Source organism: Mesorhizobium sp. WSM4308 (genome assembly GCF_002294905.1).
Taxonomy (GTDB): Bacteria; Pseudomonadota; Alphaproteobacteria; order Rhizobiales; family Rhizobiaceae; genus Mesorhizobium.
Genome location: NZ_NSFW01000008.1, coordinates 141,837 through 163,300, shown reverse-complemented (window position 1 = coordinate 163,300; position 21,464 = coordinate 141,837). Strand labels below are relative to the sequence as shown.

Annotated in this window: 20 protein-coding genes and 1 pseudogene; 10 read left to right on the top strand and 11 right to left on the bottom strand. The window is 64.2% G+C overall.

Features of this window, described 5'->3' with window-relative positions; translation table 11 throughout:
- Positions 1 to 94: 94 nt before the first annotated feature.
- Positions 95 to 700, top strand: a pseudogene (locus CK227_RS16655) (LysR substrate-binding domain-containing protein); the annotation flags it as partial.
- Between the two features lie 46 nt (positions 701 to 746).
- Here the strand turns inward: CK227_RS16655 and CK227_RS16650 are convergent.
- Positions 747 to 2,006, bottom strand: a complete 1,260-nt coding sequence (locus CK227_RS16650; protein WP_095773580.1) for an RNA polymerase sigma factor — start codon at positions 2,004 to 2,006, stop codon at positions 747 to 749.
- The gene (locus tag CK227_RS16645; RefSeq protein ID WP_095773581.1) at positions 2,003 to 2,407 is read right to left on the bottom strand and encodes a YciI family protein; all 405 of its coding nucleotides are present in this window, start codon (positions 2,405 to 2,407) and stop codon (positions 2,003 to 2,005) included. Before CK227_RS16645 ends, CK227_RS16650 begins: the two co-directional genes overlap by 4 nt.
- Before the next feature lie 235 nt (positions 2,408 to 2,642).
- Here CK227_RS16645 and CK227_RS16640 point away from each other — a divergent pair, with 235 nt between their 5' ends.
- The 4 genes from CK227_RS16640 to CK227_RS16625 all read left to right on the top strand — a co-directional run bounded on the left by CK227_RS16640 (position 2,643) and on the right by CK227_RS16625 (position 8,369).
- Positions 2,643 to 3,521 (top strand): DMT family transporter, encoded by an 879-nt coding sequence (locus tag CK227_RS16640; RefSeq protein WP_095773719.1) that lies wholly within the window; start codon positions 2,643 to 2,645, stop codon positions 3,519 to 3,521.
- A 253-nt stretch (positions 3,522 to 3,774) separates the two neighbouring features.
- Positions 3,775 to 5,268: a family 16 glycosylhydrolase gene (locus tag CK227_RS16635; RefSeq protein ID WP_095773582.1), complete on the top strand. Its 1,494-nt coding sequence runs from the start codon at positions 3,775 to 3,777 to the stop codon at positions 5,266 to 5,268.
- Between the two features lie 35 nt (positions 5,269 to 5,303).
- On the top strand, positions 5,304 to 7,043 hold the full coding sequence (locus tag CK227_RS16630) for a type I secretion system permease/ATPase (protein WP_095773583.1): 1,740 nt from the start codon (positions 5,304 to 5,306) through the stop codon (positions 7,041 to 7,043).
- Between the two features lie 3 nt (positions 7,044 to 7,046).
- Positions 7,047 to 8,369 carry an HlyD family type I secretion periplasmic adaptor subunit gene (locus CK227_RS16625; protein WP_095773720.1) on the top strand — a complete coding sequence of 441 codons (1,323 nt, stop codon included), beginning with the start codon at positions 7,047 to 7,049 and terminating at the stop codon, positions 8,367 to 8,369.
- Positions 8,370 to 8,411: 42 nt separating this feature from the next.
- Here the strand turns inward: CK227_RS16625 and CK227_RS16620 are convergent, their stop codons facing one another.
- Positions 8,412 to 9,722, bottom strand: a complete 1,311-nt coding sequence (locus CK227_RS16620; protein WP_095773584.1) for a hemolysin family protein — start codon at positions 9,720 to 9,722, stop codon at positions 8,412 to 8,414.
- A gap of 227 nt (positions 9,723 to 9,949) precedes the next feature.
- Positions 9,950 to 10,864: a LysR family transcriptional regulator gene (locus CK227_RS16615; protein WP_095773721.1), complete on the bottom strand. Its 915-nt coding sequence runs from the start codon at positions 10,862 to 10,864 to the stop codon at positions 9,950 to 9,952.
- Positions 10,865 to 10,989: 125 nt separating this feature from the next.
- On the opposite strand from CK227_RS16615, the gene CK227_RS16610 reads away from it, so the two are divergent.
- Positions 10,990 to 12,012: an NAD(P)-dependent alcohol dehydrogenase gene (locus CK227_RS16610; protein ID WP_095773585.1), complete on the top strand. Its 1,023-nt coding sequence runs from the start codon at positions 10,990 to 10,992 to the stop codon at positions 12,010 to 12,012.
- 13 nt (positions 12,013 to 12,025) lie between these two features.
- Here the strand turns inward: CK227_RS16610 and CK227_RS16605 are convergent, their stop codons facing one another.
- A complete protein-coding gene (locus CK227_RS16605) occupies positions 12,026 to 12,733 on the bottom strand; it encodes an LssY C-terminal domain-containing protein (protein WP_095773586.1) in 708 nt (235 codons plus the stop codon).
- A 100-nt stretch (positions 12,734 to 12,833) separates the two neighbouring features.
- On the opposite strand from CK227_RS16605, the gene CK227_RS16600 reads away from it, so the two are divergent.
- Positions 12,834 to 13,544 (top strand): gamma-glutamylcyclotransferase, encoded by a 711-nt coding sequence (locus CK227_RS16600; protein ID WP_095773587.1) that lies wholly within the window; start codon positions 12,834 to 12,836, stop codon positions 13,542 to 13,544.
- Positions 13,545 to 13,560: 16 nt separating this feature from the next.
- Here CK227_RS16600 and CK227_RS16595 read toward each other — a convergent pair whose 3' ends face one another.
- From CK227_RS16595 to CK227_RS16585, 3 genes are all read right to left on the bottom strand, one after another.
- Positions 13,561 to 14,367: an extensin family protein gene (locus CK227_RS16595; RefSeq protein WP_095773588.1), complete on the bottom strand. Its 807-nt coding sequence runs from the start codon at positions 14,365 to 14,367 to the stop codon at positions 13,561 to 13,563.
- A gap of 193 nt (positions 14,368 to 14,560) precedes the next feature.
- Positions 14,561 to 15,610: an extensin family protein gene (locus tag CK227_RS16590; protein WP_179296469.1), complete on the bottom strand. Its 1,050-nt coding sequence runs from the start codon at positions 15,608 to 15,610 to the stop codon at positions 14,561 to 14,563.
- A 200-nt stretch (positions 15,611 to 15,810) separates the two neighbouring features.
- The gene (locus CK227_RS16585) at positions 15,811 to 16,236 is read right to left on the bottom strand and encodes a DUF3775 domain-containing protein (protein WP_095773590.1); all 426 of its coding nucleotides are present in this window, start codon (positions 16,234 to 16,236) and stop codon (positions 15,811 to 15,813) included.
- 143 nt (positions 16,237 to 16,379) lie between these two features.
- Between CK227_RS16585 and CK227_RS16580 the strand changes: the two genes are divergently transcribed.
- Positions 16,380 to 16,913, top strand: coding sequence for a tetratricopeptide repeat protein (locus tag CK227_RS16580; RefSeq protein ID WP_095773591.1), 534 nt, complete (start codon positions 16,380 to 16,382; stop codon positions 16,911 to 16,913).
- A 270-nt stretch (positions 16,914 to 17,183) separates the two neighbouring features.
- On the top strand, positions 17,184 to 17,657 hold the full coding sequence (greA, locus tag CK227_RS16575; protein WP_008877613.1) for a transcription elongation factor GreA: 474 nt from the start codon (positions 17,184 to 17,186) through the stop codon (positions 17,655 to 17,657).
- A 31-nt stretch (positions 17,658 to 17,688) separates the two neighbouring features.
- Here greA and waaC read toward each other — a convergent pair whose 3' ends face one another.
- From waaC to rfaD, 3 genes are read right to left on the bottom strand one after another with little or no spacing between them, the layout of a single operon-like run.
- Positions 17,689 to 18,663 carry a lipopolysaccharide heptosyltransferase I gene (waaC, locus tag CK227_RS16570; RefSeq protein ID WP_095773592.1) on the bottom strand — a complete coding sequence of 325 codons (975 nt, stop codon included), beginning with the start codon at positions 18,661 to 18,663 and terminating at the stop codon, positions 17,689 to 17,691.
- Positions 18,660 to 19,667 (bottom strand): lipopolysaccharide heptosyltransferase II, encoded by a 1,008-nt coding sequence (waaF, locus tag CK227_RS16565; RefSeq protein WP_095773593.1) that lies wholly within the window; start codon positions 19,665 to 19,667, stop codon positions 18,660 to 18,662. Before waaF ends, waaC begins: the two co-directional genes overlap by 4 nt.
- A complete protein-coding gene (gene rfaD / locus CK227_RS16560) occupies positions 19,640 to 20,590 on the bottom strand; it encodes an ADP-glyceromanno-heptose 6-epimerase (RefSeq protein ID WP_095773594.1) in 951 nt (316 codons plus the stop codon). The genes waaF and rfaD overlap by 28 nt, the downstream gene beginning before the upstream one ends.
- 132 nt (positions 20,591 to 20,722) lie before the next feature.
- Here rfaD and CK227_RS16555 point away from each other — a divergent pair, with 132 nt between their 5' ends.
- Positions 20,723 to 21,355: a LysE family translocator gene (locus CK227_RS16555; RefSeq protein WP_095773595.1), complete on the top strand. Its 633-nt coding sequence runs from the start codon at positions 20,723 to 20,725 to the stop codon at positions 21,353 to 21,355.
- Positions 21,356 to 21,464 lie beyond the last annotated feature (109 nt).

Here is a 21,464-nt window from a genome sequence, read left to right as displayed (position 1 = left end):
CAGAGGTGATCAATTTGCCTGAAGTGCGGCGCTGCCTCCCATCCGCCTGCCGGCACCTTCTCGTATAGTGATGGGAGAAGGGAAGCGGCCTCATCGCATCACGCTGTCGGATCATGCGCTGCAGACGACGGTCTGGCCAAAGCTGCGACCTGTCCTGCTCGATTATCCAGACCTGCGCGTCGAACTCCACAGCGACAACGGCATGAGAAACATCGTGGAGGAGCGGTTCGATGCCGGCGTGCGGCTCGGTGAAAGCATCGACAGGGACATGATCGCCGTCCGCATCGGCCCGGACTGGCTGCTGGTGGCAGTGGCGTCGCCGGACTACTTTCGGCGTCGTCCGGCTCCGAAGACGCCGCAGGATCTCGTCGGGCATGACTGCATCAATATGCGCCAGGCCACGTTTGGCGGGCTATATGCTTGGGAGTTCGCAAAAGAGGGCCGTGATCTGCGTGTCCGGGTGGAAGGCCAACTCACCTTCAACACGTCTATCGCCATGATTGACGCGGCGATGGGCGGCTACGGCATCGCCTACGTGCCGGAAGATCTGGTCAGCCACCATCTCTTGGGAGGGCGGCTGGAACTCGCGCTGGACGACTGGAGCCCGCCGTTCCCTGGCTATCATCTCTATTATCCAAGCAGGCGGCAGGTGTCTCCGGCGATGGCTGTTGTCGTCGATGCACTGCGGTATCGAAACTGAGACCGAACCAAGGCGCCGCTGGCAGATCGGCGCTGGCGTGAAGACGTCAGGAGCGGGTGCTCGAGGGCGAACCCGCGCGGGCGAGCAGCAGCGCGCGCTCCCTCTCATTGCCGGTCAATTCGGCGGCCTGGCGGAACGCGGCGCGGGCTTCCGCCCGATGTCCCAGTTTCTCCAGAAGATCGCCGCGCACCGTGGGCAGGAGATGCGAGCCCTTCAGGCGCGGCTCGTCCTTCAAGGCCTCGACGATGGCGAGGCCCTGCGCCGGTCCGAACGCCATGCCGACGGCCACCGCCCGGTTGATCTCGACGATGGGCGAGGGGGCCGCCAAGGCAAGGGCCTGATAATAGGCGGCGATCGCGATCCAGTCGGTGTCGGCGGCGGTTGCCGCGCGGCTATGGCAGGCGGCGATCATCGCCTGCAACTGATAAGGGCCTGGTGTCGATGTCAGGGTCATCGCCCGGTTCAGGCCGTCTAGGCCGCGCCGGATGAGCGACCAGTTCCAGCGCGTGCGGTCCTGGTCGAGCAGCAGGATCGGCTCACCCGCTTTGCCGGTGCGGGCAGGAAAGCGCGAGGCGTTGAGTTCCATCAGCGACACCAGCCCCTGCACCTCGGGCTCATCAGGCATCAGCGCCGCCAGCGAACGGCCAAGGCGCAGCGCCTCGCCACAGAGATCGGCGCGCAGCCAGTCCGATCCAGCGGTCGCCACATAGCCTTCGTTGAAGATGAGATAGACCACCTCCAGCACAGCGGCGAGGCGTTCGCGCCGCTCTTGCCCGCGCGGGGTCTCGAACGCGATGGCGGCATCGCGAAGCGCCCGCTTGGCTCGCACGATGCGCTGGGCGGCGGTGGCTTCGGGCACCAGGAAGGCGCGGGCGATCTCGGCCGTCGACAACCCGCCCAGCAGGCGCAGGGCGAGGGCCGCGCGCTGCTCGACCGGCAAGATGGGATGGCAAGCGGTGAAGATCAGCCGCAAAAGGTCATCGTCGATATCCTCGTCCAGCGCGGCCTCGATGTCGGGCATCTCGCGCTCCAGCTCGGCGAGGTCGATGGCGAGTTCGCGGTGCTTGCCGTCGATCATGGTGGTGCGGCGCAGCCGGTCGAGCGCCCGGTTCCTGCCGACCTCGGTCAACCAGGCCGCCGGGTTGCGCGGGATGCCGTCCCGAGGCCAGCGCTCCAGCGCCAGCAGGAAGGCATCGCCGGCGACCTCTTCGGCGAGCCCGACATCCCTGAGACAGCGGACGAGCCTGGCGGTGAGCTTCGGCTGCTCGATCCGCCAGACCGCTTCGATGGTAGTTGTGGCCGTCAACCCATCAGCTCGCCAAAACCTTCCGCCGCCTTCTGCACGTCCTCGGGGAAATCGCTCATCTCAAAGACGCGGCGAACCTCGATCACGTCATTTTCCCCTGCGGGGCAGCGGCGGGCCCATTCGATGGCTTCTTCACGCGAGCGTACGTCGATGACCCAATAGCCGCCCAGCACTTCCTTGACCTCCGCGAACGGCCCGTCGGTGACGACGGGCTTGCCGCCCTTGAAGCTGACCCGCGCGCCCGATGACGGCGGATGCAGCCCGTCGAGCGCCAGCAACACGCCGGCCTTCTTGAGCTCCTCATTGTATTTCATCATTCCCTCCACCCCCTTGGCGTCGGGCCTGACGTCGGGCGCCGCCTCGGCGTAGCCGCCGGGGATCATCAGCATCATGAACCGCATGGTCTTCTCCTTGGTTGGGTTGGTTCGATGGTACGACGAACAATGGGTGGCGGAATCGACAGGTGCCGCAAAAAAAAAGTTCGGATCGCGATTGCCCCCGGACCGAGCGTTGGACCGCCACATGGGCGAGGCTGCCATCTGGCCCTGTCCTTTTGCCCTGATATGTCAGCTTGCATCCGTCATCCTCGAGAAAGCCCGCGTGAAATCATCCAGCCTGGCCGGCGCCGTTTCCCCCATGGTCCCGGTGCTCGTCTGCGCATTCGGTATCTTCCTTCTGTCCGGCATGGATGCGGCGATGAAGGTGCTGGTCATCGCGGTCGGTGTCTACAACACGGTGCTGTGGCGCAGCATGCTGGCGACATTGGTCGCGGGGGCGGGCTGGCTGGCGGGGCCGCGCTCGCTTCCGGTTGCCTCGGTGCTGAGGCTGCATGCGCTGCGCGCGGTGGTTGTCGGCATTGTCCTGCTGTCATTCTTCTGGGGGCTTGCAAGGCTGCCGCTGGCGGAGGCGGTCGGGCTTAGTTTCGTGGCGCCGCTGTTCGCGCTCCTGCTGGCCGCGCTGCTTTTGGGCGAAAGGATACAGCGCAAGGCCATCTGGGCCTCGCTCGCCGGTATTGCGGGCGTCGCAATCATAGTGGCGGGCCAGTTCGGGCAGAAGACCTATGCCGGCGATGCGCTGCTCGGCACGGCTGCGGTGCTGGTCTCGACGGTGTTCTATGCCTACAATCTGATCCTCGCGCGGCGACAGGCGATGCTGGCCAAGCCAATCGAGATCATGCTGTTCCAGAACCTTTGTGTCGCGGTCATGCTTGGTCTTGCCGCGCCCTGGCTCGCTATCGCCTTGCCCAGCAATCTTTGGCTTCCGCTTGCCGGGGTGACGGCACTGTCGCTCGCCGGCCAGTTCCTGATGAGCTGGGCCTATGCGCGGGCCGAAGCGCAATATCTGATCCCGACCGAATATTCGGCCTTCATCTGGGCGATCGCGCTCGGCTGGTTCTTCTTCGACGAAGCGGTGACCTGGACGACGCTGGCGGGAGCCGGCCTCATCGTGGCCAGCTGCCTGATCGCCGCGCGCTCCAACCCCAGACTTGCCGAGCCGATCGAAGTCGCGGTTTGAGGGAAGCGCGCAAGTAGATCGGTGCCTATTGTAAAATTTTATTAAATATTTCGTCGGGCGAACTACTGCCTGTACACCATTCGTCGGGTTGTTGTGCTTCCAATCCCGGAAAACGTCACTCAATGGTCGATGTAATGGTGAACTATGTGGCAAGTTCCTGGAACGGTATCGTGCATGGCAACGTTGGTCCGGATGCGGCCGCCTGGAATCGAACGATCCGAGCAGGCCAGGCATCACGAGGAGGATTTGTCCTATGAGCTTCTTCGTCAATGCCCTAGGCGTTCCGCTTCCCTACAGCGGCGCTTCCAGCCATTGGTACTCGGCGGCAGGGTCCGGGCCGGACTTGTACGGCAGCTCCGGAAACGACTCATTCTACGGAGCATCCGGTGTCAACGTCACCATGCACGGAGGCACGGGCGATGACATCTATTACCTCTATGCGGCGGGCAACAAGGTGGCGGAGGCCGCTGGGGCAGGCATCGACACGATCAGCACATGGATGAGCTATAAGCTCCCCGACAACGTCGAGAATCTCGTCGTCACAAACGCCAACAACTATGCTTTCGGAAATGGGTTGGACAACATCATCACCGCCAAGGCCGGGCACCAGACTCTGGACGGCGGCGCGGGAAACGATGTGCTGATCGATGGCGGCGGCGGTTACGACACGTTCATCGTCTCGAAAGGCAACGGCAGCGACCTGATAGCGAATTTTGCCGCCACCGACACGGTCCGCCTTAATGGCTATGGGTTCATGTCGTTCGACGCCATCCATTCGAACATGATCCAGTCGGGATCGAACGTGCTGCTGAACCTCGGGTCCGGCGAGATCCTCGAGTTCAAGGACACGACCATCGACAAGCTGCAGCCCAGCCAGTTCGAATTGCCGATCGACAAATCCGGGATGCAGCTCTCCTTCAGCGACGATTTCAACACGCTGAACCTTCACAATAGCCAGGGCGGCACGTGGGATTCCAACTTCTGGTGGGGAGCACCGAATGGCAGCACCTTGAGCAGCAACAACGAACTGCAATGGTATATCGACGCCAATTACGCACCGACGAGTTCCGTCCACCCTTTCAGCGTGAACAACGGCGTGCTCACCATCACCGCGGCGCAGGCGCCGGCGGACATCAAGCCGCTGATCAACAACTACGAATACACCTCAGGCATACTGACCACCCACGATTCCTTCTCGCAGACCTATGGCTATTTCGAAATACGGGCCGACCTGCCGGAGAATGCCGGTGCCTGGCCGGCCTTCTGGCTGCTTCCGGAAGACGGTTCGTGGCCGCCGGAACTCGATGTCGTGGAGACGATCGGCCAGGCCCCGAACTCATTGATCATGACGGCGCACTCGAACGAAACGGGGACGCACACCAAGGTCACGTCGATAGTGAGTGTCTCGAACCCCGCCGGCTTCCACACCTATGGCCTGCTCTGGACGCCGGACAAGCTCGTCTGGACCTATGACGGCGTGCAGGTCGCGGAAACGGCGACGCCGTCCGACATGAACAAGCCCATGTACATGCTGGTCGATCTCGCGGTCGGCGGCTTGGCCGGCACCCCTCCTGATCATCTGGCCACGCCGGCCGAGATGAAGATCGACTACGTCCGCGCCTATACGCTGGACAGTGCGCCGGCAAACGCCCTGAACATCACCAGCAGCAGCATCGGCACGCACAGTGTCGCAACGCACGGCAACAGCACGCTGCACGGCGGTTCCGAGTTCGGGGGCCACGCGTAAGGTCTCGGGAACATGCAGCGTCGGGGAATGTGGAAATGACTGGACCGTCTGGCCTGCGTCCGGTCTTCATGCGCGCCGTCGCCGATGTCGGCGTCTTCTCGCTGTTGATCAACGTCCTGCTGTTGGTGATTCCGCTCTACCTGCTGCAGGTCTATGACCGCGTGCTGCCGTCCTCCAGCGTCGAGACGCTTGTCTATCTTTCGGCCATCGCGGTTCTCACGCTCGCTTTCCTCGGGCTTCTGGACGCGATCCGCGCCGTGTACACGCAGCGCGTTGCGGCGACCCTCGACCAGAAACTGGGCGCCAGCACATTCGCCGTTTCGCTTGGCGCGAAATATGCGGGCGGCCTGTCGCCGCTGCGCGACCTCGCCTCGGTCTGCGCCTTCATCAGGTCGCGCGGCGTGGCGGTGTTGTTCGACCTGCCTTTCGCCCCTGTCTTCCTCGCCTTGCTCTATCTCATCCATCCGGTGCTGTTCTGGGTGACGGTCGCCGGCGCGGCGCTTCTGCTTTTGCTGGTCGTGGCCAACCAGCTTGCCATCGGCAGGAACGACGCCTTGTCCGCGGAGCGTTCGGCCTTGGCCAGCCAGGCGGAACAGGCCTTTGCCCGCAATGCCGAGACGCTGCGCGCCATGGGCATGGTGGAGAACGCCGCGCAGATCTGGGGACGGCACGTGGCGGCAGCGCTCACCCTGCATGACCGTTCCTCGAGTGCCAATGCGGTCTTCAGCGGTGCCTCGCGGGCGCTGCGCATGATGCTGCAACTGGCGATCCTGGGCGCCGGCGCATGGCTGGTGCTCAAGGGACAGATGACGGCGGGCATGATCTTCGCTTCCTCGCTGGTGTCGTCGCGCGCGCTGCAGCCGCTCGACCAGTTGATCGGCGCCTGGCGGCAGATCGCCGACGCCCGGCGGGCGTGGAAGCGGCTGGAGACGGCGCTTGCGGCGCGTCCAGCTGAAGCGCGCAAACTCATCCTGCCCGATCCGGCAGGCGCGATTTCCGTGCAGGACGTTTTCTTCATGGCGCCGAATGCGCAGCCCGGCACCGAACCCATCCTCAAGCGGCTGAACTTTCAAATCGGCGCCGGCGAAGCGTTGGCCATCGTCGGCCCGAGCGGCGCCGGCAAATCGACGCTGGCGCGGCTGCTTGTGAACGCTGCGCGGCCGACCGGCGGCGCGGTCAGGATCGACGGCGCCGACCTCAGGACCTGGGACGAAAACCAGCTCGGAAAGCATGTCGGCTACCTCGCGCAGGAGGTCGAGCTCTTTCCAGGATCGATCGCGCAAAACGTCGCCCGCTTCGACCCCGATGCAGATGACGCCGCGATCATCGAGGCAGCAAGGCGGGCCGAGGTGCATGAGCTGATCCTGGCGCAGCGGGACGGCTACCAGACATTGATAGGTCCTTCGGACAGAACGCTGTCGGGAGGCGAACGCCAGAGGATCGGGCTGGCACGCGCCTTCTACGGCAATCCCAGAATTCTCGTCCTGGACGAGCCCAGCACCCATCTCGATGGCACCGGCGAGGCGGCGCTCGAGGCGGTACTCGCCGCCGCGAAGGCGGCCGGCGTCACGATGGTCGTGATCACGCATCGCCCTTCGATTGCCGCGTCTTGCGACCGTGTGATGCTTCTGCGTGGTGGCGCGATCGAAGCCTTCGGCCCAAGCAGCGAGGTGCTGCGGCATTCGGGCAAGGGCCTTCCCGCGCAGCCGAATACGGTGGTGACAGGATCATTCGCCACGACGATCCGCACGCATAACATCCGTTTTGGGTCGTAGATGATGGCGGCGCAGAGCCTCGCCTGGGAGGAAGGCAACCCGCGTACCAACATAAGGCGCGTCGCATTCGCCGGATACGCGGCAACGGCGCTGTTGGTGGGTTGCTTCGGCTATTGGGCCGTCAGCGCGCCCTTGTCCGGAGCGGTGATCACGCAAGGCACGATCTCGGCGACCGGCGGAAACATCCTGATCCAGCATCCCGACGGCGGCATCATCGAGGCGTTGCTGGTCCATGACGGCGATCGCGTGCAACAGGCCCAGGATCTGATCGTGCTGGATCCGACAGCCGCGCAGGCCGAGCTCAACCGGCTGACGAGACAGTCGATCGCGCTCAGGGCTGGTGCGGCACGGCTGGAGGCGGAACGCGACGGGTTGGACAGGCTGGCGCCAATCACCAAACCGGCGCCGGCACCGCTCCAGGCCGATTTCGAAGCCCTCATTCGAGAACAGCAAAAGGAATTCGACGCCAGACTCGCCCGGTTCCGATCGGAACAATCGATCCTGGCCCAACGACTGGCCATGCATCGGCAGTCCGTGGTGGGGTTGCAGTCCCAGAAAGAGGCCGTTCGGCAACAAGCCGAAATCGTGAAGAAGGAACTCGGCATCAAGACAAGCCTGCTGGACAAGGGCCTCACCAATCGCACCGAATATTCGCAGCTTTTGCGCAGCGAGGCCGATCTCGTCGGGCAGGCCGGGGCGCTGGAAGCCAATCTGGCGGCGGTCAACACCCAGATCGTCGAGGCCCAGGAGCAGATCGAGCGCCTGACCACGCAGCGCGTGGAAGAGGCGCTGACGAAGCTGGACGAGGTTCGCTCCAACCTGGCCGACATCGAGGAACAGGTCAGGGCGGCCGAGGCGGTGCTGCGGCGGACGAGGATCAAGGCACCGGCCGCGGGCATCGTGGTGTCCTCGACCTACAATGCCAAGGGCAGTGTGATTGCCCGCGGTGAGAAGATCATGGAGATCCTGCCTACCGCACCGGGCCTGATTGTCGATGCAAGGCTGCGGCCGAAGGACGTCGATCAGGTCCGTGTCGGCCAACCGGCGAAACTGCGATTGTCCGCCTTGAACATGCGGCTCACCCCCGAGGTTTCAGCCACCGTGGCACAGATTTCCGCGGACCGACTCGTCGACGAGGCTACGCATGAGCCCTATTTCCGGGTCAAACTCAGGATTGCCGCCGACCTGCCGCCCGGCGTGGAGCCCGAGCAGATTTATCCCGGAACGCCGGTCGAGGCGTTCATCAACACTGGCGACCGGACTTTCTTCGAGTATCTGGCACGGCCGATGCTCGATTCCTTCGCTCGCGCGTTCACGGAGCGGTAGCTGTCGCCGGCGGCGCAATCCGCCGGGCCGACATTCAGACAATCACCGCACCGCCTCGCGGTGGGTACCGGGCAGGCGGGTGGCGATCAGCTTGTCGATGCGGCGGCCGTCGAGGTCGACCACCTCGAAGCGCCAGCCTTGCGCGTCGACGCATTCGCCGGTCGCCGGCAGATGGTGCATGTGCGACAGCACATAGCCGGCGACGGTCTCGTAGTCGCGGTTTTCGGGTAGGTCGAAGCCCAGAATCTCGGCCATCTCGTCGGCCTGCATATAGCCGGCGAGCAGCCATGAGCCGTCCTCGCGCTTGACGGCGTTTTCCTCGTCGCCGGCATCGAGGTCCGCCCGGAACACGCCGGTGATGGCTTCGAGAATATCGGCCGGCGTGACGATGCCTTCGAAATGGCCGTATTCGTCATGCACCAGCGCCATCGGCACGTCGGATTCCTTGAGCTTGTGCAGCACGTCGAGCGCGTCGGCCTGGTCGTAGACGATGGGGGCGGCGCGCACATGCTTGCGCGGGTCGAGCGTGCGGCCGGCAAGGATCGCCGCCAGCACGTCGCGGGTCTGGACGACGCCGACCATGACATCGACGCCGCCGTCACCCGCCGGCAGGCGTGAATGCTGCGTTTCCATGAGCAGCTTGCGGATCGTCGTGTCGTCGGACTGCAGGTTGATCCAGTCGACCTCGGTGCGCGGCGTCATCACCGCGCGCACGGCGCGGTCGCCGAGCCGCATGACGCCGGCGATCATGCGCCGTTCGTCGGATTCGATGGTGCCGTGATGCTCGGCCTCGGCGACCAGCATCTTGATCTCTTCGTCGGTGACCTTCTCCTCGCTTTCGCCACGCTGGCCGAGCAGCCACAATATGGCGCGGCCGGAAATGTCGAGCAGGAACACCAGCGGCGCCGAAATGCTGGCGAGGATGGTCATGGCCGGCGCCGCGCGGGCGGCAACGCGCTCGGGGTCGCGCAGCGCGATCTGCTTGGGCACCAGTTCGCCGACGATCAGCGAGAAATAGGTGATGATGGCAACGACGATGCCGACGCCGAGCGGATCGGCGACGCTTTCGCGCATGCCCGCCGAGGCCAGGAACACGGACAGCCGGTCGCCCAGCGTGGCGCCGGAGAAGGCGCCGGAGAGCACACCGACCAGAGTGATGCCGATCTGCACCGAGGACAGGAACTTGCCGGGATTGGAGCCAAGATCCAGCGCCCGGCCGGCGCCGTTGACGCCACGGTCGATCATCGCCTTGAGCCGTGCCGGGCGCGATGAAACGATGGCGAGTTCGGACATTGCCAGAAGGCCGTTCACGCAGATGAGGACGACCACGATAGCGATTTCGACGTATAGCATGAGGGCTCAATAGCATTGCGGCGGGCCGCTCGAAAATAGTGAAAGCGCGTCACGCGCAAATGGATGACACGCGGCCCGCTTTCAGTCTTTGTGTTGACGCATGTCGTTGTCCCAAAACCGGAGCCACTTTTGGGCGACATGCATTGTGTTGATGCATGTCGTCATACCAAAACCGGGACCACTTTTGGGTGACATACATGAGGTATCTTGGAATATGACGCGTGTCTTCAGGCCTTGTCCCAAGGCGGCGCCGAAAGATGTTCGACGAGGGCGTCGACGACAACCCGCACCTTTGGCGTGAGCGCGCGCGTCACTGGCCAGACGGCGTGCACGACGACGTTTTCCACCGCACAATCCGACAGGACCATTTCGAGGTCGCCCTGCCTGAGGCTGTCGGCCGCCAGCCAGGTCGGCAGGAAAGCGATGCCGCAGCCGGCAAGGGCGGCGTCGAGCATCGGTTCGCCATGGCCGAGGACAAGCCTCGCCTTGGGGGCGAAGGTCGTCTGGCGGCCGTCGCCATGTCTGATCAGCCGGGGGCGGACGACGCCGTCGCGGCCGTAGCCGATGACGCTGTGATGGGCGAGATCCTCGACCGATCGCGGCCTGCCGTGCTCGTCGAGATAGGCGGGAGCGGCGCAGATGGCCGAGCGCTGGGCATAGATGCGTCTGGCCGCCAGCGACAGGCTGTCGTCCAGTTCTCCCATGCGGATGGCGAGGTCGATGCCTTCCTCGATCAGGTCGACGCGACGGTCGTTGAAGGAGATCTCGACCGTGAGTTCGGGGAATTTCCTGGAAATCTCGAACAGGACGGGCGCGACGCAGCGCCGACCAAAGGCGAGCGGAACATCGACACGCAGCCGGCCGGAAGGGATCTGCCGGCGGGCGGCGAGCAGCGACTGCGCCGCCTCGATCTCGGCCAGCGCCCTGATGCAGGCCTCATAGTAGCTCACGCCTTCGCTGGTCGGCCTGAGGCTGCGGGTGGTGCGGTTGAGCAGCCGAACGCCAAGGCGCTGCTCCAACTGGGCGACCGACTTGCCGATCGCCGACTTCGTCACATGCAGCCGCTCGCCGGCGCCGGTGAAGCTGCCGGCCTCCACGGCCTGGACGAATGCGACGATGCCTTGCAGGTCGGTCGTTTCCATGATCATTCCAATTGGTGAATATTGCTCCTCAATCAGTCGTCAGATATGCCGCATTGGAGCTCTATTTTCCATAGCCGAAGAGCATAAATGTCTCGCGTGGCCATCAATCACGGAGCCCGAGCAAGATGAGCACCCAAATCAACCGATCCTGGCAGATGAGCGGTTTCGGCCTGTCCAGGCTGAGCCAGGTGATGGGCAAGATGCCGCAACCCGGGCCGCACGGGCTTCTGGTGCGCACGAAAGCCGTGTCGCTGAACTACAAGGACAGGCTGATCGTGGACGGGACGCTGATCCCCGACCTTACCTTTCCCTTCGTGCCGACATCGGATGCGGTGGGCGAGATCGTCGCCATCGGCAGTGCGGTCAGCCGCTTCCAGGTCGGGCAGCGCGTGCTTGGCCAGGTCATCGCCGACTGGCCGGATGGCGACGCGCCGCCGGTACTGCACAAGCATACGCTGGGGTTCTCGCTGCCGGGCGTGCTTTCCGACCACGTCATTTTCGGCGAAGACGCCGCCGTGCTGGCGCCGCCATCGCTCAGCGATATCGAGGCGGCGACGCTGCCGATCGCCGCCTTGACCGCCTGGTTTGCGATGGCCGAGGCGACAAGGCCGGTGGCGGGCCAGACCATCCTCATCCAGGGCACTGGCGGCGTGTCGCTGTTTGCCTTGCAGTTCGCCAAGGCGTTCGGCCTGCGCGCCATCGTCACCTCGAGCAGCGACGAGAAACTCGAGCGTGCAAGAAAGCTCGGCGCCTGGCAGGTGATCAACTATCGCGCCCGGCCGGCATGGGACGAGGCGGCGCGTGAACTGACCTGTGGGTTGGGCGTGAACCATATTCTGGAAATGGTCGGCGGCGACAATGCGCGGCGATCGCTGAACGCGCTGGCCGCCAGCGGCCGGCTGTCGATCATTGGTCTCCTAGGCGCGATGGAGCTCAATTTCCCGATCGTGCCCTTCATGCGCAACCGCATTGTCGTGCAGGGTCTGTCGATCGGCCATCGCCGGTCCTTCGAGCGGATGAACCAGGCGATCGAGGCGCTCGGCATCAAGCCGGTCATCGACAAGGTCTTTGGCTTCGACGAGGTGCCGCAGGCCCTGCAGCATCTGGAAAAAGGGCCGTTCGGCAAGATCGTGATCAGCACGACCTGACCTCGGCATCCGATCATTGCTGCTGCTTCAGCACGCCGATGATTGCCTTGCCGTCGGTGAAATAGGGGTCGCCGCCGCCATTGCGGCCAGTCCTGGTGGCGCCGATGCCCGCCATGTCGCTGGTCGATGCCAGCAGACCGGCCGCCTTGAGGTCGCCGATCAGGAAGTCGCGTTCGGCGTCGATGTCGGGACCGATGTGATGGGTGATGGCACCGGTGTCGTGGCTGAGGCCGACGCCGCGATCGAAGCTGGCGGCACCCAGCCAGAGCGGACGGCCGTCGTCGCCGACCGTATCGGTCTCCCAGAAACGCACGTGATGGCGCTGGTCGGCGCTGTCGCCGACCGGCTTTTCGAAAGCGAGATCCTGGGCGCGGCCCTCGAACAGCAGGCGGCTCATCGGCGCATCGGGATAGGGGCGGGAAAACAACACACTTTCGCCGATGTCGATCGCCGTTCTCAAAGTGATCGCGTCGGCTGTATCCCAACCGGCAATGGCGAAGGCGTGGACCACCTCCCTCCCGGTGCCGACAAGGCCGACATTGATCGGGTCGCCTGGAATGCCTTGCGGCGTGTGCGTCACCATTTCGAAGCGTTGGTCGTGGAAGCCGCGCTCGCGGAACGTCCAGAATTCCGGCGCGGCAACATAGGCGAGAACGACCCAGGCGCCTAGCAAGGACGCCAGCCAGATTGTCGCGCGTCGCCGAAGGCTTCGTTGGCTCATGAAAGAGGCTCGATTCGTGCCGTATCTGTTGCCCGACGGTCCCTGGAAATCAATGGTCAGCCGGTCTATCGTCGGCCATCGTTTTTGCGCGGGGGCGAGAATGAAGGGGAAACCGGCAGGCCGCGGACCAATGGCGTTGACCGCCGACCTTGTCGCGAGGGTCGAACGCATCGAACCGGATCCCGGCCCCGAGCCTGGGACAGCCGAGCATAGCGACGCGGAGTTCGACGGCCTTGTCGAGCAACTCCTGTCGCAATACCGGCCTGAGGCGCTGTGGGTCTTTGCCTACGGCTCGCTGATCTGGAATCCTGAATTCGTTCCTGTCGAGCAGCGCCCAGCCACGGCGCCAGGATGGCACCGCTCATTCTGCCTGAAACTGACCCGCTGGCGTGGAACCCGCGAATTGCCAGCCCTGATGCTGGCTCTCGACCGCGGTGGCAGTTGCAACGGCATTGTTTACCGGCTGCCCGTGGAAGATCATTTCGGGCAACTCGGCCAGTTGATGCGCCGTGAGATCGATGCCAACCCGCCAACGAATGTGCCGCGCTGGATTAAGGTGCAGACGAGGGACGGTCCGCTACGCGCCCTGGCCTTCGTCGCCGCGCCGGATGGCAGGGCCTATGCAGGACGCCTGCCGCCGGAGCAGGTCGCCGATACGCTGGCGCGGGCTGCCGGACATTGGGGTTCGTCGGCGCAGTATCTCTTCCGGACCGTCAGCAAGCTGGAGGAAAGCGGTATCCACGACCGGAACCTCTGGCGCGTCCAGGATCTGGTGGCAAGGCAAATCATCGCTTCCACCGCTGGCGCATGAGCCGCCTGATCATCTGTTACCGGCAGGCGCGATAGCCGTTCCTGCGGTTCTTGATGTCGAAATGGAAATGGTTGCGGTGGTCGTAATTGTAGCCGGGTCCGAGCACGGTGGTGAAATACTGGCAGCCATCGGCGCGTACATTGTTGAGGAAGCCGCGCGTGCGGAAGGCGAACAGGCCGGGCTTGCGCACGTCGATGTCGTCGCCATTGTTGAGTTCGATGCTCATCACGTCGAGCGCATTGCCCTTGCCGTGCTCGGACAAAACACCTTCGCCGGCGATGTTGCGGCAGGAATAGCTCGAGCCCTGGTGGATGGTCTTGACGCCGGAGAAGTAGCGCCAGCGGGCGGAGGGAACGAGTTCGTTCTTCGTCCAGGCGGCAAAGGTGGCGGCCATGTCGCAGGTCAGCGTCGCTGCGGGCTTCATCTCGACACTGCCGATGGCCGTGACCTTTACGGGATAGTCGATGCCGCACTGGCCTTCATGGATCGGCGCCAGGTCGGTATAGGCGACATCGAGGCGCTTCAGCTGCTGGCGGCAATCGACTTCGCTGGCCGGTATCTGCTCGACTGGCGACATCGGCTCATCCATGCGTGGATAGGCGGCCTGCGTCATGTAGGGATTGGAGGGGACAAGCCGCTGCATGCCGGTATATTGCGGCACGGCCCCGGTTTGCGCGCCGACATCGACCGCCGGCTGCAGCGACAGCACGCTGCCGGTGTTGCAGGCCGAAACCGCCGCGAGGGTAAGGCCGGCGGCCAGCAGCGTCGCGGGTTTCGATCGGCGCGCGGTGGCGAAAAACACGGCGCGAAATTTGCCGGCCATTGGCGGAATCCTGTCCCCGAACCTGATCCTGATCAGGTTCTACCTTTTGCCTGGCCATGATCCTTTCCGAAAACTGGGTTCCACTTTTCGGGATCATGGCCGGATATCCGGCATTTTAACGATCAAGGGTAAAGGAAAACTCAGCGCCCGCATTCACGCCTGCGGCGGAAATGCGGCGGCGATCGTTGAGGGCCTACTGGCAGAACGTGCCGCCATGCCTGCGCGGCTCGAGATCGAGGTGGAAGTGCAGCGCGTGGTCGGCGTCTGCTCCCGGTCCGAGCACGGTCTTGAATGGACCGCAGGCGGCCTTGCGCACCGCGTTGAGGAATTTGGCATCCTTCTCGGGCGGCGTTGGGCCGACCTCGACCTTCCGGCCGTCGGACAAGGTGAAGCTGGCGATGTCGAGCGCATTGCCGAAGGCGTGCTCGGACAGTTTCCCGGTGCCGTGGCGCGGACGGCAGACGAAGGCCGATGCCTGGCCGATCGATTTGAGGTCGGCGCCGAATTCGGCTTTCGCCGCCGGCTGGATGATTTCGGCGGCAAAGCGCGCCGCCGCTTCGGCCATCGGGCAGTTGAGCTCGGTGCCGGGGGCGATGGCGATCGACTTGCCAAGGCTCTTCAGCACCAGGGGGTAGGGGATGGAGCAGCCGATTTCGGGATTGCTTTCCGCATTGTGCTCCTCGAATTCGACGCCGAGCGCCTTCAGCCGTTCGCGGCAGGCGACTTCCTCGGCGGGCATCTTTTCGCCAGGCCGGTCGGCCGAGCGCGGGTCGGGAAGCATTTTCTCATCGCCGGCATCCGCCGGTTTTGGCGGCGGCTGCGGGGCCATGGCAGGAGGCCCAACCTCTGGTTCCGTAGTGTCGGGTCTTTGTGTCGGGATCGGCACCTCGGCTGGCGGCTCCGGCTCGCTCTCCGTTTTGGTTGACGGCGTTCGGGACGAAGGTTCGGGGGCTGACGGCTCGGGATGTGCCTGCTTTGCATGACGAGACTTTTCCTCATTGAGCTGGTTGGAGGCGTCCGGGGCCTTTGGACCTTCCGTCTTTTGCTCTTCCGCCGGTGCGGCGTCGGCCTTTGGAGCGTCCGCGGGACGCGGCTCCGGCACTGGAACCTCGGCGGGCGAGGTCTGCTGCTCCGGCGTTTCCTGTGGCGCCTGCTTTGGCGGCTGCTTGCCCCGCGCTCTCACGCGGTGCTTGAACCTCGGCCTTCGCGGCTGGTCCAGACGCTGCGTCGACGACTGATCCATCCGAGGGGATAGTGGCTGGTAATGCCTGTGACGATGTCTGGCGTCGGCCGGTGTCGCCAGCAGGACCGCAGCCGCCAGAAGCAGCGCCAAGGTGCAAAGTCGGGAAAAGCTCAGCGTTGCCATCGCTCCGAAACGGCGCCGGCATGCTGGAAGTTGCCTCGACGAACGCTTTGCGCCGATCACAATCGGTTACCACGGCGTTACGCGCCGATCGCTTCGAGGCCTTCCTCCAGCCAGTCGGCGAGCAGCGGCATGCCAAGCAGGTACTTGGCCGTGCGCTTGTTGGCGCGTTCGCGCGCCGCCGTCACGGCGTCCACCCATTCCGAGGCGTCGTAGTCGCCGCGGCCGACCCAGGCGAGCGCGACCAGTTCGGCGGCTTCATCGACATTGAGGTCGTTGATCAGTTCGCGCAGTTCCTCTTCGGTCAGGTTTTCCGAACTTTCCTCGACAAGGCCGTCATGGTGATGATTGTCGTGCGTGTCGCCGTCGAACTCGATCTCGTGTTCGGCACCGTCGGCATAGTCCTCGTTGACGGCGGCACTCAACGCCTTGGCCTTGAGGATGAACAGGCGCACGGTATCGGGGCCGATCGTAAGATCCCAGTCCTTTTCAAGCCGCCGCTGCACGGGCCGTCTCCGTCAGTCGTTTGCCCGGATGATAGCGGATTTCCGGCCTCCGTCACCTGATGTTCTCCACGTGAATTATTTCCGGGATGAAACGCGGGACGCTTGGCGTTAGTGTTGCATTCTCACCCCTCAAGGAGGCTTTGATGCACAAAAGAATGCTGATCCAGGCCGCGACTGCCCTTGTCGCGCTGCAGTTCTTCGCGGTCCCGGTGTTCGCGGCGGGCAGCGGCGGTGGCACCCAGACCACCACCCAATGCAAAAAGGGTGAGGTCTGGGACAAGAAGAAGCAGAAATGCGTTGCACCGCAGGAAGGCATGCTGGACGACGACAGCATCTATGAGGCCGGACACGACCTGGCGATGGCCGGGCGCTATGACGAGGCGATCTCGGTGCTTACCCTCGCCGCCAACAAGCAGGATCCGCGCATCCTCAACTATCTCGGCTATTCGCACCGCCATTCCGGCCGTGTCACGGTCGGTCTCGGCTATTACGAGGAAGCGCTGCGCATCGACCCGAACTACACCCTGGTGCGCGAATATCTCGGCGAGGCGCATCTGCAGATCGGCGATCTCGCCGGCGCCCAGCAGCAGCTGATGGAAATCGAGAAGCGCACCGGCAAGGGCTCGCGCGAATATGGCATGCTGTCCGAGCAGATCGAGCATTTCATGCGGAGCTGATCAGGCTCCCAAGCTTATCAAAGCGGCCGCGAGCGATCGCGGCCGTTTTTTGTTGCCGCCCGCCTCACCTGCCACCTCCTCTGGTGAAAGCGGGGATGATTTTTGCAAAACCGATTTTTGGGCGTGAAAAACCCGCGAAGATTGCTATATTGGGGGAAATTGCGGTGAAACGGTTCCGTTAGCCCGAGGCTGCCGGACCGTTTTCTTTTTGTACCCAACGACAAGGCTTCCCCCGAAACGCGGGGGTGGCGGCAGGAAAGGTCAGGCATCATGAACAAGGTCCCGATGACAGGCGAGGGGTTCGCGTCATTGAAGGAAGAACTGCGTTGGCGCCAGCAGGAAGAGCGGCCGCGCATCATCGAGGCGATCTCCGAGGCGCGCTCGCATGGCGACCTGTCCGAAAATGCCGAATACCACGCCGCCAAGGAGGCGCAGAGCCTGAATGAGGGCCGCGTCAACGAGCTCGAGGACCTGATCGCGCGCGCCGAGGTGATCGACGTCACCAAGCTCAGCGGCGACAAGGTCAAGTTCGGCGCCACCGTCGTGCTGGTCGACGAGGACACCGAGGAAAAGAAGACTTATCAGATCGTCGGCGACCAGGAAGCGGACGTGAAGTCCGGCCGCATCTCGATCTCCTCGCCGATCGCGCGCGCATTGATCGGCAAGGAAGTTGGCGACGCCATCGAGGTCAATGCGCCCGGCGGTGCCAGGGGGTATGAGATCGTCCAGGTGCAGTTTATTTAGGGCCTCTTGATAGTTCTATTTTTAAAAGGCCCTAAGCCGGCGCCTGCAATTTGAGATTAAGCAGCGTGCCGGCTTCCGCCACCACCTCCGCGGGCGTCAGACGTCCACCAGGGGCGGCCAGCAGTGTCGACGCAAATTGCCCACGCGGACCCGTCAAACCCGGCTCCGTCGCCAGAAACACAGCAACCGTCGGCAGGCCGAAAGCGCTGGCGAGGTGGGTCAGGCCGGTGTCGGCGCCGATGACCAGCGTGGAGCGGCCGAGGATGGCGGCGATGTCGGCCAGCGGCGATTTTGGCACCACGACCGTGGACGGCACGACCCTGGCGATGGCTTCGGCCACGGACTTCTCACGTTCGTTCGACCAGGTGGTGACCGGCATCATGCCGCGCTCGACCAGCAGGCGGGCGGTCCCGATCCAGTCCTCGACAGGCCATTTCTTGTCCTCGCGGCTGGTGCCGTGCAACAGGAAGGCGGTTTTTCCGGTGATGGCGGCGAGAGCGCCGGGTGGGGGCACGATGCCTGAAGCGAGCGTCGACAGATCGGGCTGATAGCCAAGCGCCAGCCCGAACAGCCGCCGCGTCCGCTCGATGGCGTGCAGGTTGCGCGGCACGCCGTAGGTGACGTCGTAGAACATGGTCGCCGAGGGTTCGCGCGCGCTCGACCGGTCGAAGCCGGCGATCGGTGCGCGCGCCTGCCGCGCCACCAGGGCCGATTTCAGCAGGCCCTGTGCGTCGATGACCAGATCGTAGCGGCATTCGCGCAAGGTTCGGCGCAGCGCGGCCGCCTCGCGCCAGGTGCTGTCCCTGAAAAGCGCCTTGCGCCAGCGCCGGATGGCCACCGTATGGATCCTGCCAACCGCCGGGTGCAGGGCGACAATGCCGGCAAACGCCTCCTCGACGCACCAGTCGAAGGAAACGTCGGGCCGGTGCAGGCTGGCATCCTCGACGGCCGGAAAGGTGTGGATGACATCGCCCATCGACGATGTCTTGACGATCAGGACCTTCATGCCGCGGCCGGGAATTCCAGCAGCCGCTCCGCCGCCGCCGCTACCTGGCCGACTTCCATTGTCTTCAGGCAGTTGAGATGGCCGAGCGGGCAGATCTTCTGGTGGCAGGGCGAGCAGGAGAGGTGCAGCCAGACCAACTCGCGCCGTTCCGCCAGCGGCGGCGTGTTTTCGGGCGAGGTCGAGCCGTAGACGGCAACGATCGGCGTGCCGACGCTTGCCGCGACATGCATCAGTCCGCTGTCGTTGGACACAGCCAGCCTTGCCGCGGCGATCAGGTCGATGGCGTCCTCCAGACGTGTCTGGCCGGCGAGGTCGACGACGCCGGGGGCAAGGGCAGCGATCTCGGCAGTGACGTCGCGGTCGTTCTTCGAACCGAACAGGGCGACCTTCAGGCCCTTGTCCACGAACTCGCGGGCAAGGCCGGCATAGCTTTCGCTCGGCCAGCGCTTGGCCGGGCCGAATTCGGCGCCAGGCATCAGGGCGACGAATTTCTGCCGCGCCAGCCCGAAACGGTCGAGCAGGGCGGCTTGGTTGCCGGCATCCACGGTCAGATGGGGCGCGCGAAAACTGCCGCCCCTGGCGAGACTGAAATAGGCCTGCGCGGTGCGCCGTTTCACGGCGTTCGGCAGCGGCACGATGTCGGTCAGCAATCCATAGCGCATTTCGCGCAGATGGCCGACACGGCGCGGAATGCGGGCAAAGAAGGGGATCAGCGCCGATTTCCAGCTGCCCGGCAGGACATAGGCCATGTCGTAGCGGCCGCGCAGCAGGCGGCCGAAGCGGCGGCGATGGGTAAATTCGAGCGCGCCGGGTTTCAGCGGAAAGTCGATCTGCTGGCGGATCTCGGGCATGCGCTTGACCAGCGGTGCCGCCCAGGCCGGCGCGAGCACGTCGATCGCGGCGTTGGGATGGAGCTCCTTCAGCGCCGAGAACAGGCACTGCGCCATCACCATGTCGCCCACCCAGCGTGGGCCGATCACGAGGATCGTTGGGCTTTCAGCCATTCGACATAGTCTCTGACACCGGTTTCCACTGTCCGGAACTGGCCGTTGTAACCGGCCGCGCGCAAACGGGACATATCAGCTTGCGTGAAGCTCTGGTAGCTGCCCTTGAGGTGGTCGGGGAAGGGGATGAACTCGATCTCGCCCTTGCCCAGCGTATCGATGACGGTTTCGGCGATGGCGCGGAAGGGTTGGGCGCGGCCGGTGCCGCAGTTGAAGATGCCGTTCGAGCCGCGCTTCCACAGCCATAGATTGACGTCGGCGACATCGCCGACATGGATGAAGTCGCGGCTCTGTTCGCCGGGGCCGAAGCCGTCATAGGCGCCGAACAGTTTCGGATTCTCGCCGCGCTCGACCTGGTTGAACAGATGGAAGGCGACCGAGGCCATGGCGCCCTTGTGCGCCTCGCGCGGGCCATAGACGTTGAAATAGCGCAGGCCTGCGACCTGCGAATGGTCGGTGTCGAAGACGGTGCGCCTGACATAGTCGTCGAACAGCTTCTTCGAATAGGCATAGACGTTGAGCGGCCGCTCGAGCGCCGGCTCCTCGCGAAACTCGGAACCGCCACCGTAGACGGAAGCCGAGGAGGCGTAGAGGAAGGGCACGCGCAGGCCCTGGCAGGCATGCAGCAGCCGCTTCGAATAAGCAAAATTCACCTCCATCATGAACTTGCCGTTCCACTCGGTGGTGGTCGAGCAGGCGCCCTGGTGGAACACGGCCTCGACACGACCGAGCGACCCGGCCTCGAAGCGGGTCAGAAAATCGTCCTTGTCGAGATAGTCGGCAATGCCGAGGTCGGCGAGATTGGCGATCTTGTGGCCGTCGGTGAGATCATCGACGACGAGGATGTCGTCATGGCCTTCGGCATTGAGCGCGGCGACGATGTTGGAGCCGATCATGCCGGCGCCGCCCGTGACGATGATCATGAAGGCCTCTGGTTGCTTGCGATTCCGGTCCTTATAAGGGAGGCCAGCCGGGCTGTCGACAAAGCAGGTGCAGGCGTCACAGTGGCGCCGCAAAGCTTCCGCTCAGTCAGCACCGATCATTAGGGACAGAAAATGCCGTCGACCGAACTGCTCATTGCGTTCTTCGCCACCACGGCGATCTTCGCCTATATCCCCGGTCCGGCCATGCTTTATGCGGCGGCGCAGACGATGGCGCGCGGGCGCTGGTCGGGACTGACGGCGGCACTGGGCATCCATCTCGGCGGTTATGTCCATGTCTTTGCCGCCGCCGCCGGCCTGTCGGTGCTGTTCCATGCAGTGCCGCCGCTCTACATGGCGGTCAAGCTGGTCGGCGCGCTCTATCTGATCTGGCTCGGCGTCTCGCTGTTTCGCAAACGCATCGAGGGCGACGTGGCGCTGCCCGCGATCGAGCGGAAATCGGCCCGCCGCGCCTTTTTCGAGAGCATCACCGTCGAGGTGCTCAATCCGAAAACCGCGATCTTCTTCATGGCGTTCCTGCCGCAGTTCATCGATGCCTCGGCGGCCCTCCCGGTGTGGCTGCAATTCGTGGTGCTAGGCACCATCGTCAACCTGATGTTCTCCTCGGCCGACATCGTCTGCGTGTTCCTGGCCGGCCTCGTCATCGGCCGGCTGCGGCGTTCGAGCCGGGCGCAGCGGCTGATGCAGCGGGCCGGTGGTGCCGTGCTGGTCGGGCTCGGCGTCCACGTTGCCTTGCAGAAGAGCTGAAGCGGCGCCGCCGTTGCGCCGGTTCGAATTGCGGTATATCGGCAGGCATGAACGACCGCCAGCCGACACCCCATATGTTTCAGCGACTGTTTTTCCCCGCGCGTTGCCA

What these genes read in the sequence shown, in the direction of transcription:
- waaF (WP_095773593.1), bottom strand. Translation starts at nt 19,667, where the DNA reads ATGGCTGAAAGCCCAACGATCCTCGTGATCGGCCCACGCTGGGTGGGC.
- rfaD (WP_095773594.1), bottom strand. Translation starts at nt 20,590, where the DNA reads ATGATCATCGTCACGGGCGGCGCCGGCATGATCGGCTCCAACATCGTC.
- CK227_RS16630 (WP_095773583.1), top strand. Translation starts at nt 5,304, where the DNA reads ATGACTGGACCGTCTGGCCTGCGTCCGGTCTTCATGCGCGCCGTCGCC.
- CK227_RS16645 (WP_095773581.1), bottom strand. Translation starts at nt 2,407, where the DNA reads ATGCGGTTCATGATGCTGATGATCCCCGGCGGCTACGCCGAGGCGGCG.
- waaC (WP_095773592.1), bottom strand. Translation starts at nt 18,663, where the DNA reads ATGAAGGTCCTGATCGTCAAGACATCGTCGATGGGCGATGTCATCCAC.
- CK227_RS16640 (WP_095773719.1), top strand. Translation starts at nt 2,643, where the DNA reads ATGGTCCCGGTGCTCGTCTGCGCATTCGGTATCTTCCTTCTGTCCGGC.
- CK227_RS16595 (WP_095773588.1), bottom strand. Translation starts at nt 14,367, where the DNA reads ATGGCCGGCAAATTTCGCGCCGTGTTTTTCGCCACCGCGCGCCGATCG.
- CK227_RS16590 (WP_179296469.1), bottom strand. Translation starts at nt 15,610, where the DNA reads ATGGATCAGTCGTCGACGCAGCGTCTGGACCAGCCGCGAAGGCCGAGG.
- CK227_RS16610 (WP_095773585.1), top strand. Translation starts at nt 10,990, where the DNA reads ATGAGCACCCAAATCAACCGATCCTGGCAGATGAGCGGTTTCGGCCTG.
- CK227_RS16555 (WP_095773595.1), top strand. Translation starts at nt 20,723, where the DNA reads ATGCCGTCGACCGAACTGCTCATTGCGTTCTTCGCCACCACGGCGATC.
- CK227_RS16600 (WP_095773587.1), top strand. Translation starts at nt 12,834, where the DNA reads ATGAAGGGGAAACCGGCAGGCCGCGGACCAATGGCGTTGACCGCCGAC.
- CK227_RS16615 (WP_095773721.1), bottom strand. Translation starts at nt 10,864, where the DNA reads ATGGAAACGACCGACCTGCAAGGCATCGTCGCATTCGTCCAGGCCGTG.
- greA (WP_008877613.1), top strand. Translation starts at nt 17,184, where the DNA reads ATGAACAAGGTCCCGATGACAGGCGAGGGGTTCGCGTCATTGAAGGAA.
- CK227_RS16605 (WP_095773586.1), bottom strand. Translation starts at nt 12,733, where the DNA reads ATGAGCCAACGAAGCCTTCGGCGACGCGCGACAATCTGGCTGGCGTCC.
- CK227_RS16580 (WP_095773591.1), top strand. Translation starts at nt 16,380, where the DNA reads ATGCACAAAAGAATGCTGATCCAGGCCGCGACTGCCCTTGTCGCGCTG.
- CK227_RS16620 (WP_095773584.1), bottom strand. Translation starts at nt 9,722, where the DNA reads ATGCTATACGTCGAAATCGCTATCGTGGTCGTCCTCATCTGCGTGAAC.
- CK227_RS16625 (WP_095773720.1), top strand. Translation starts at nt 7,047, where the DNA reads ATGGCGGCGCAGAGCCTCGCCTGGGAGGAAGGCAACCCGCGTACCAAC.
- CK227_RS16635 (WP_095773582.1), top strand. Translation starts at nt 3,775, where the DNA reads ATGAGCTTCTTCGTCAATGCCCTAGGCGTTCCGCTTCCCTACAGCGGC.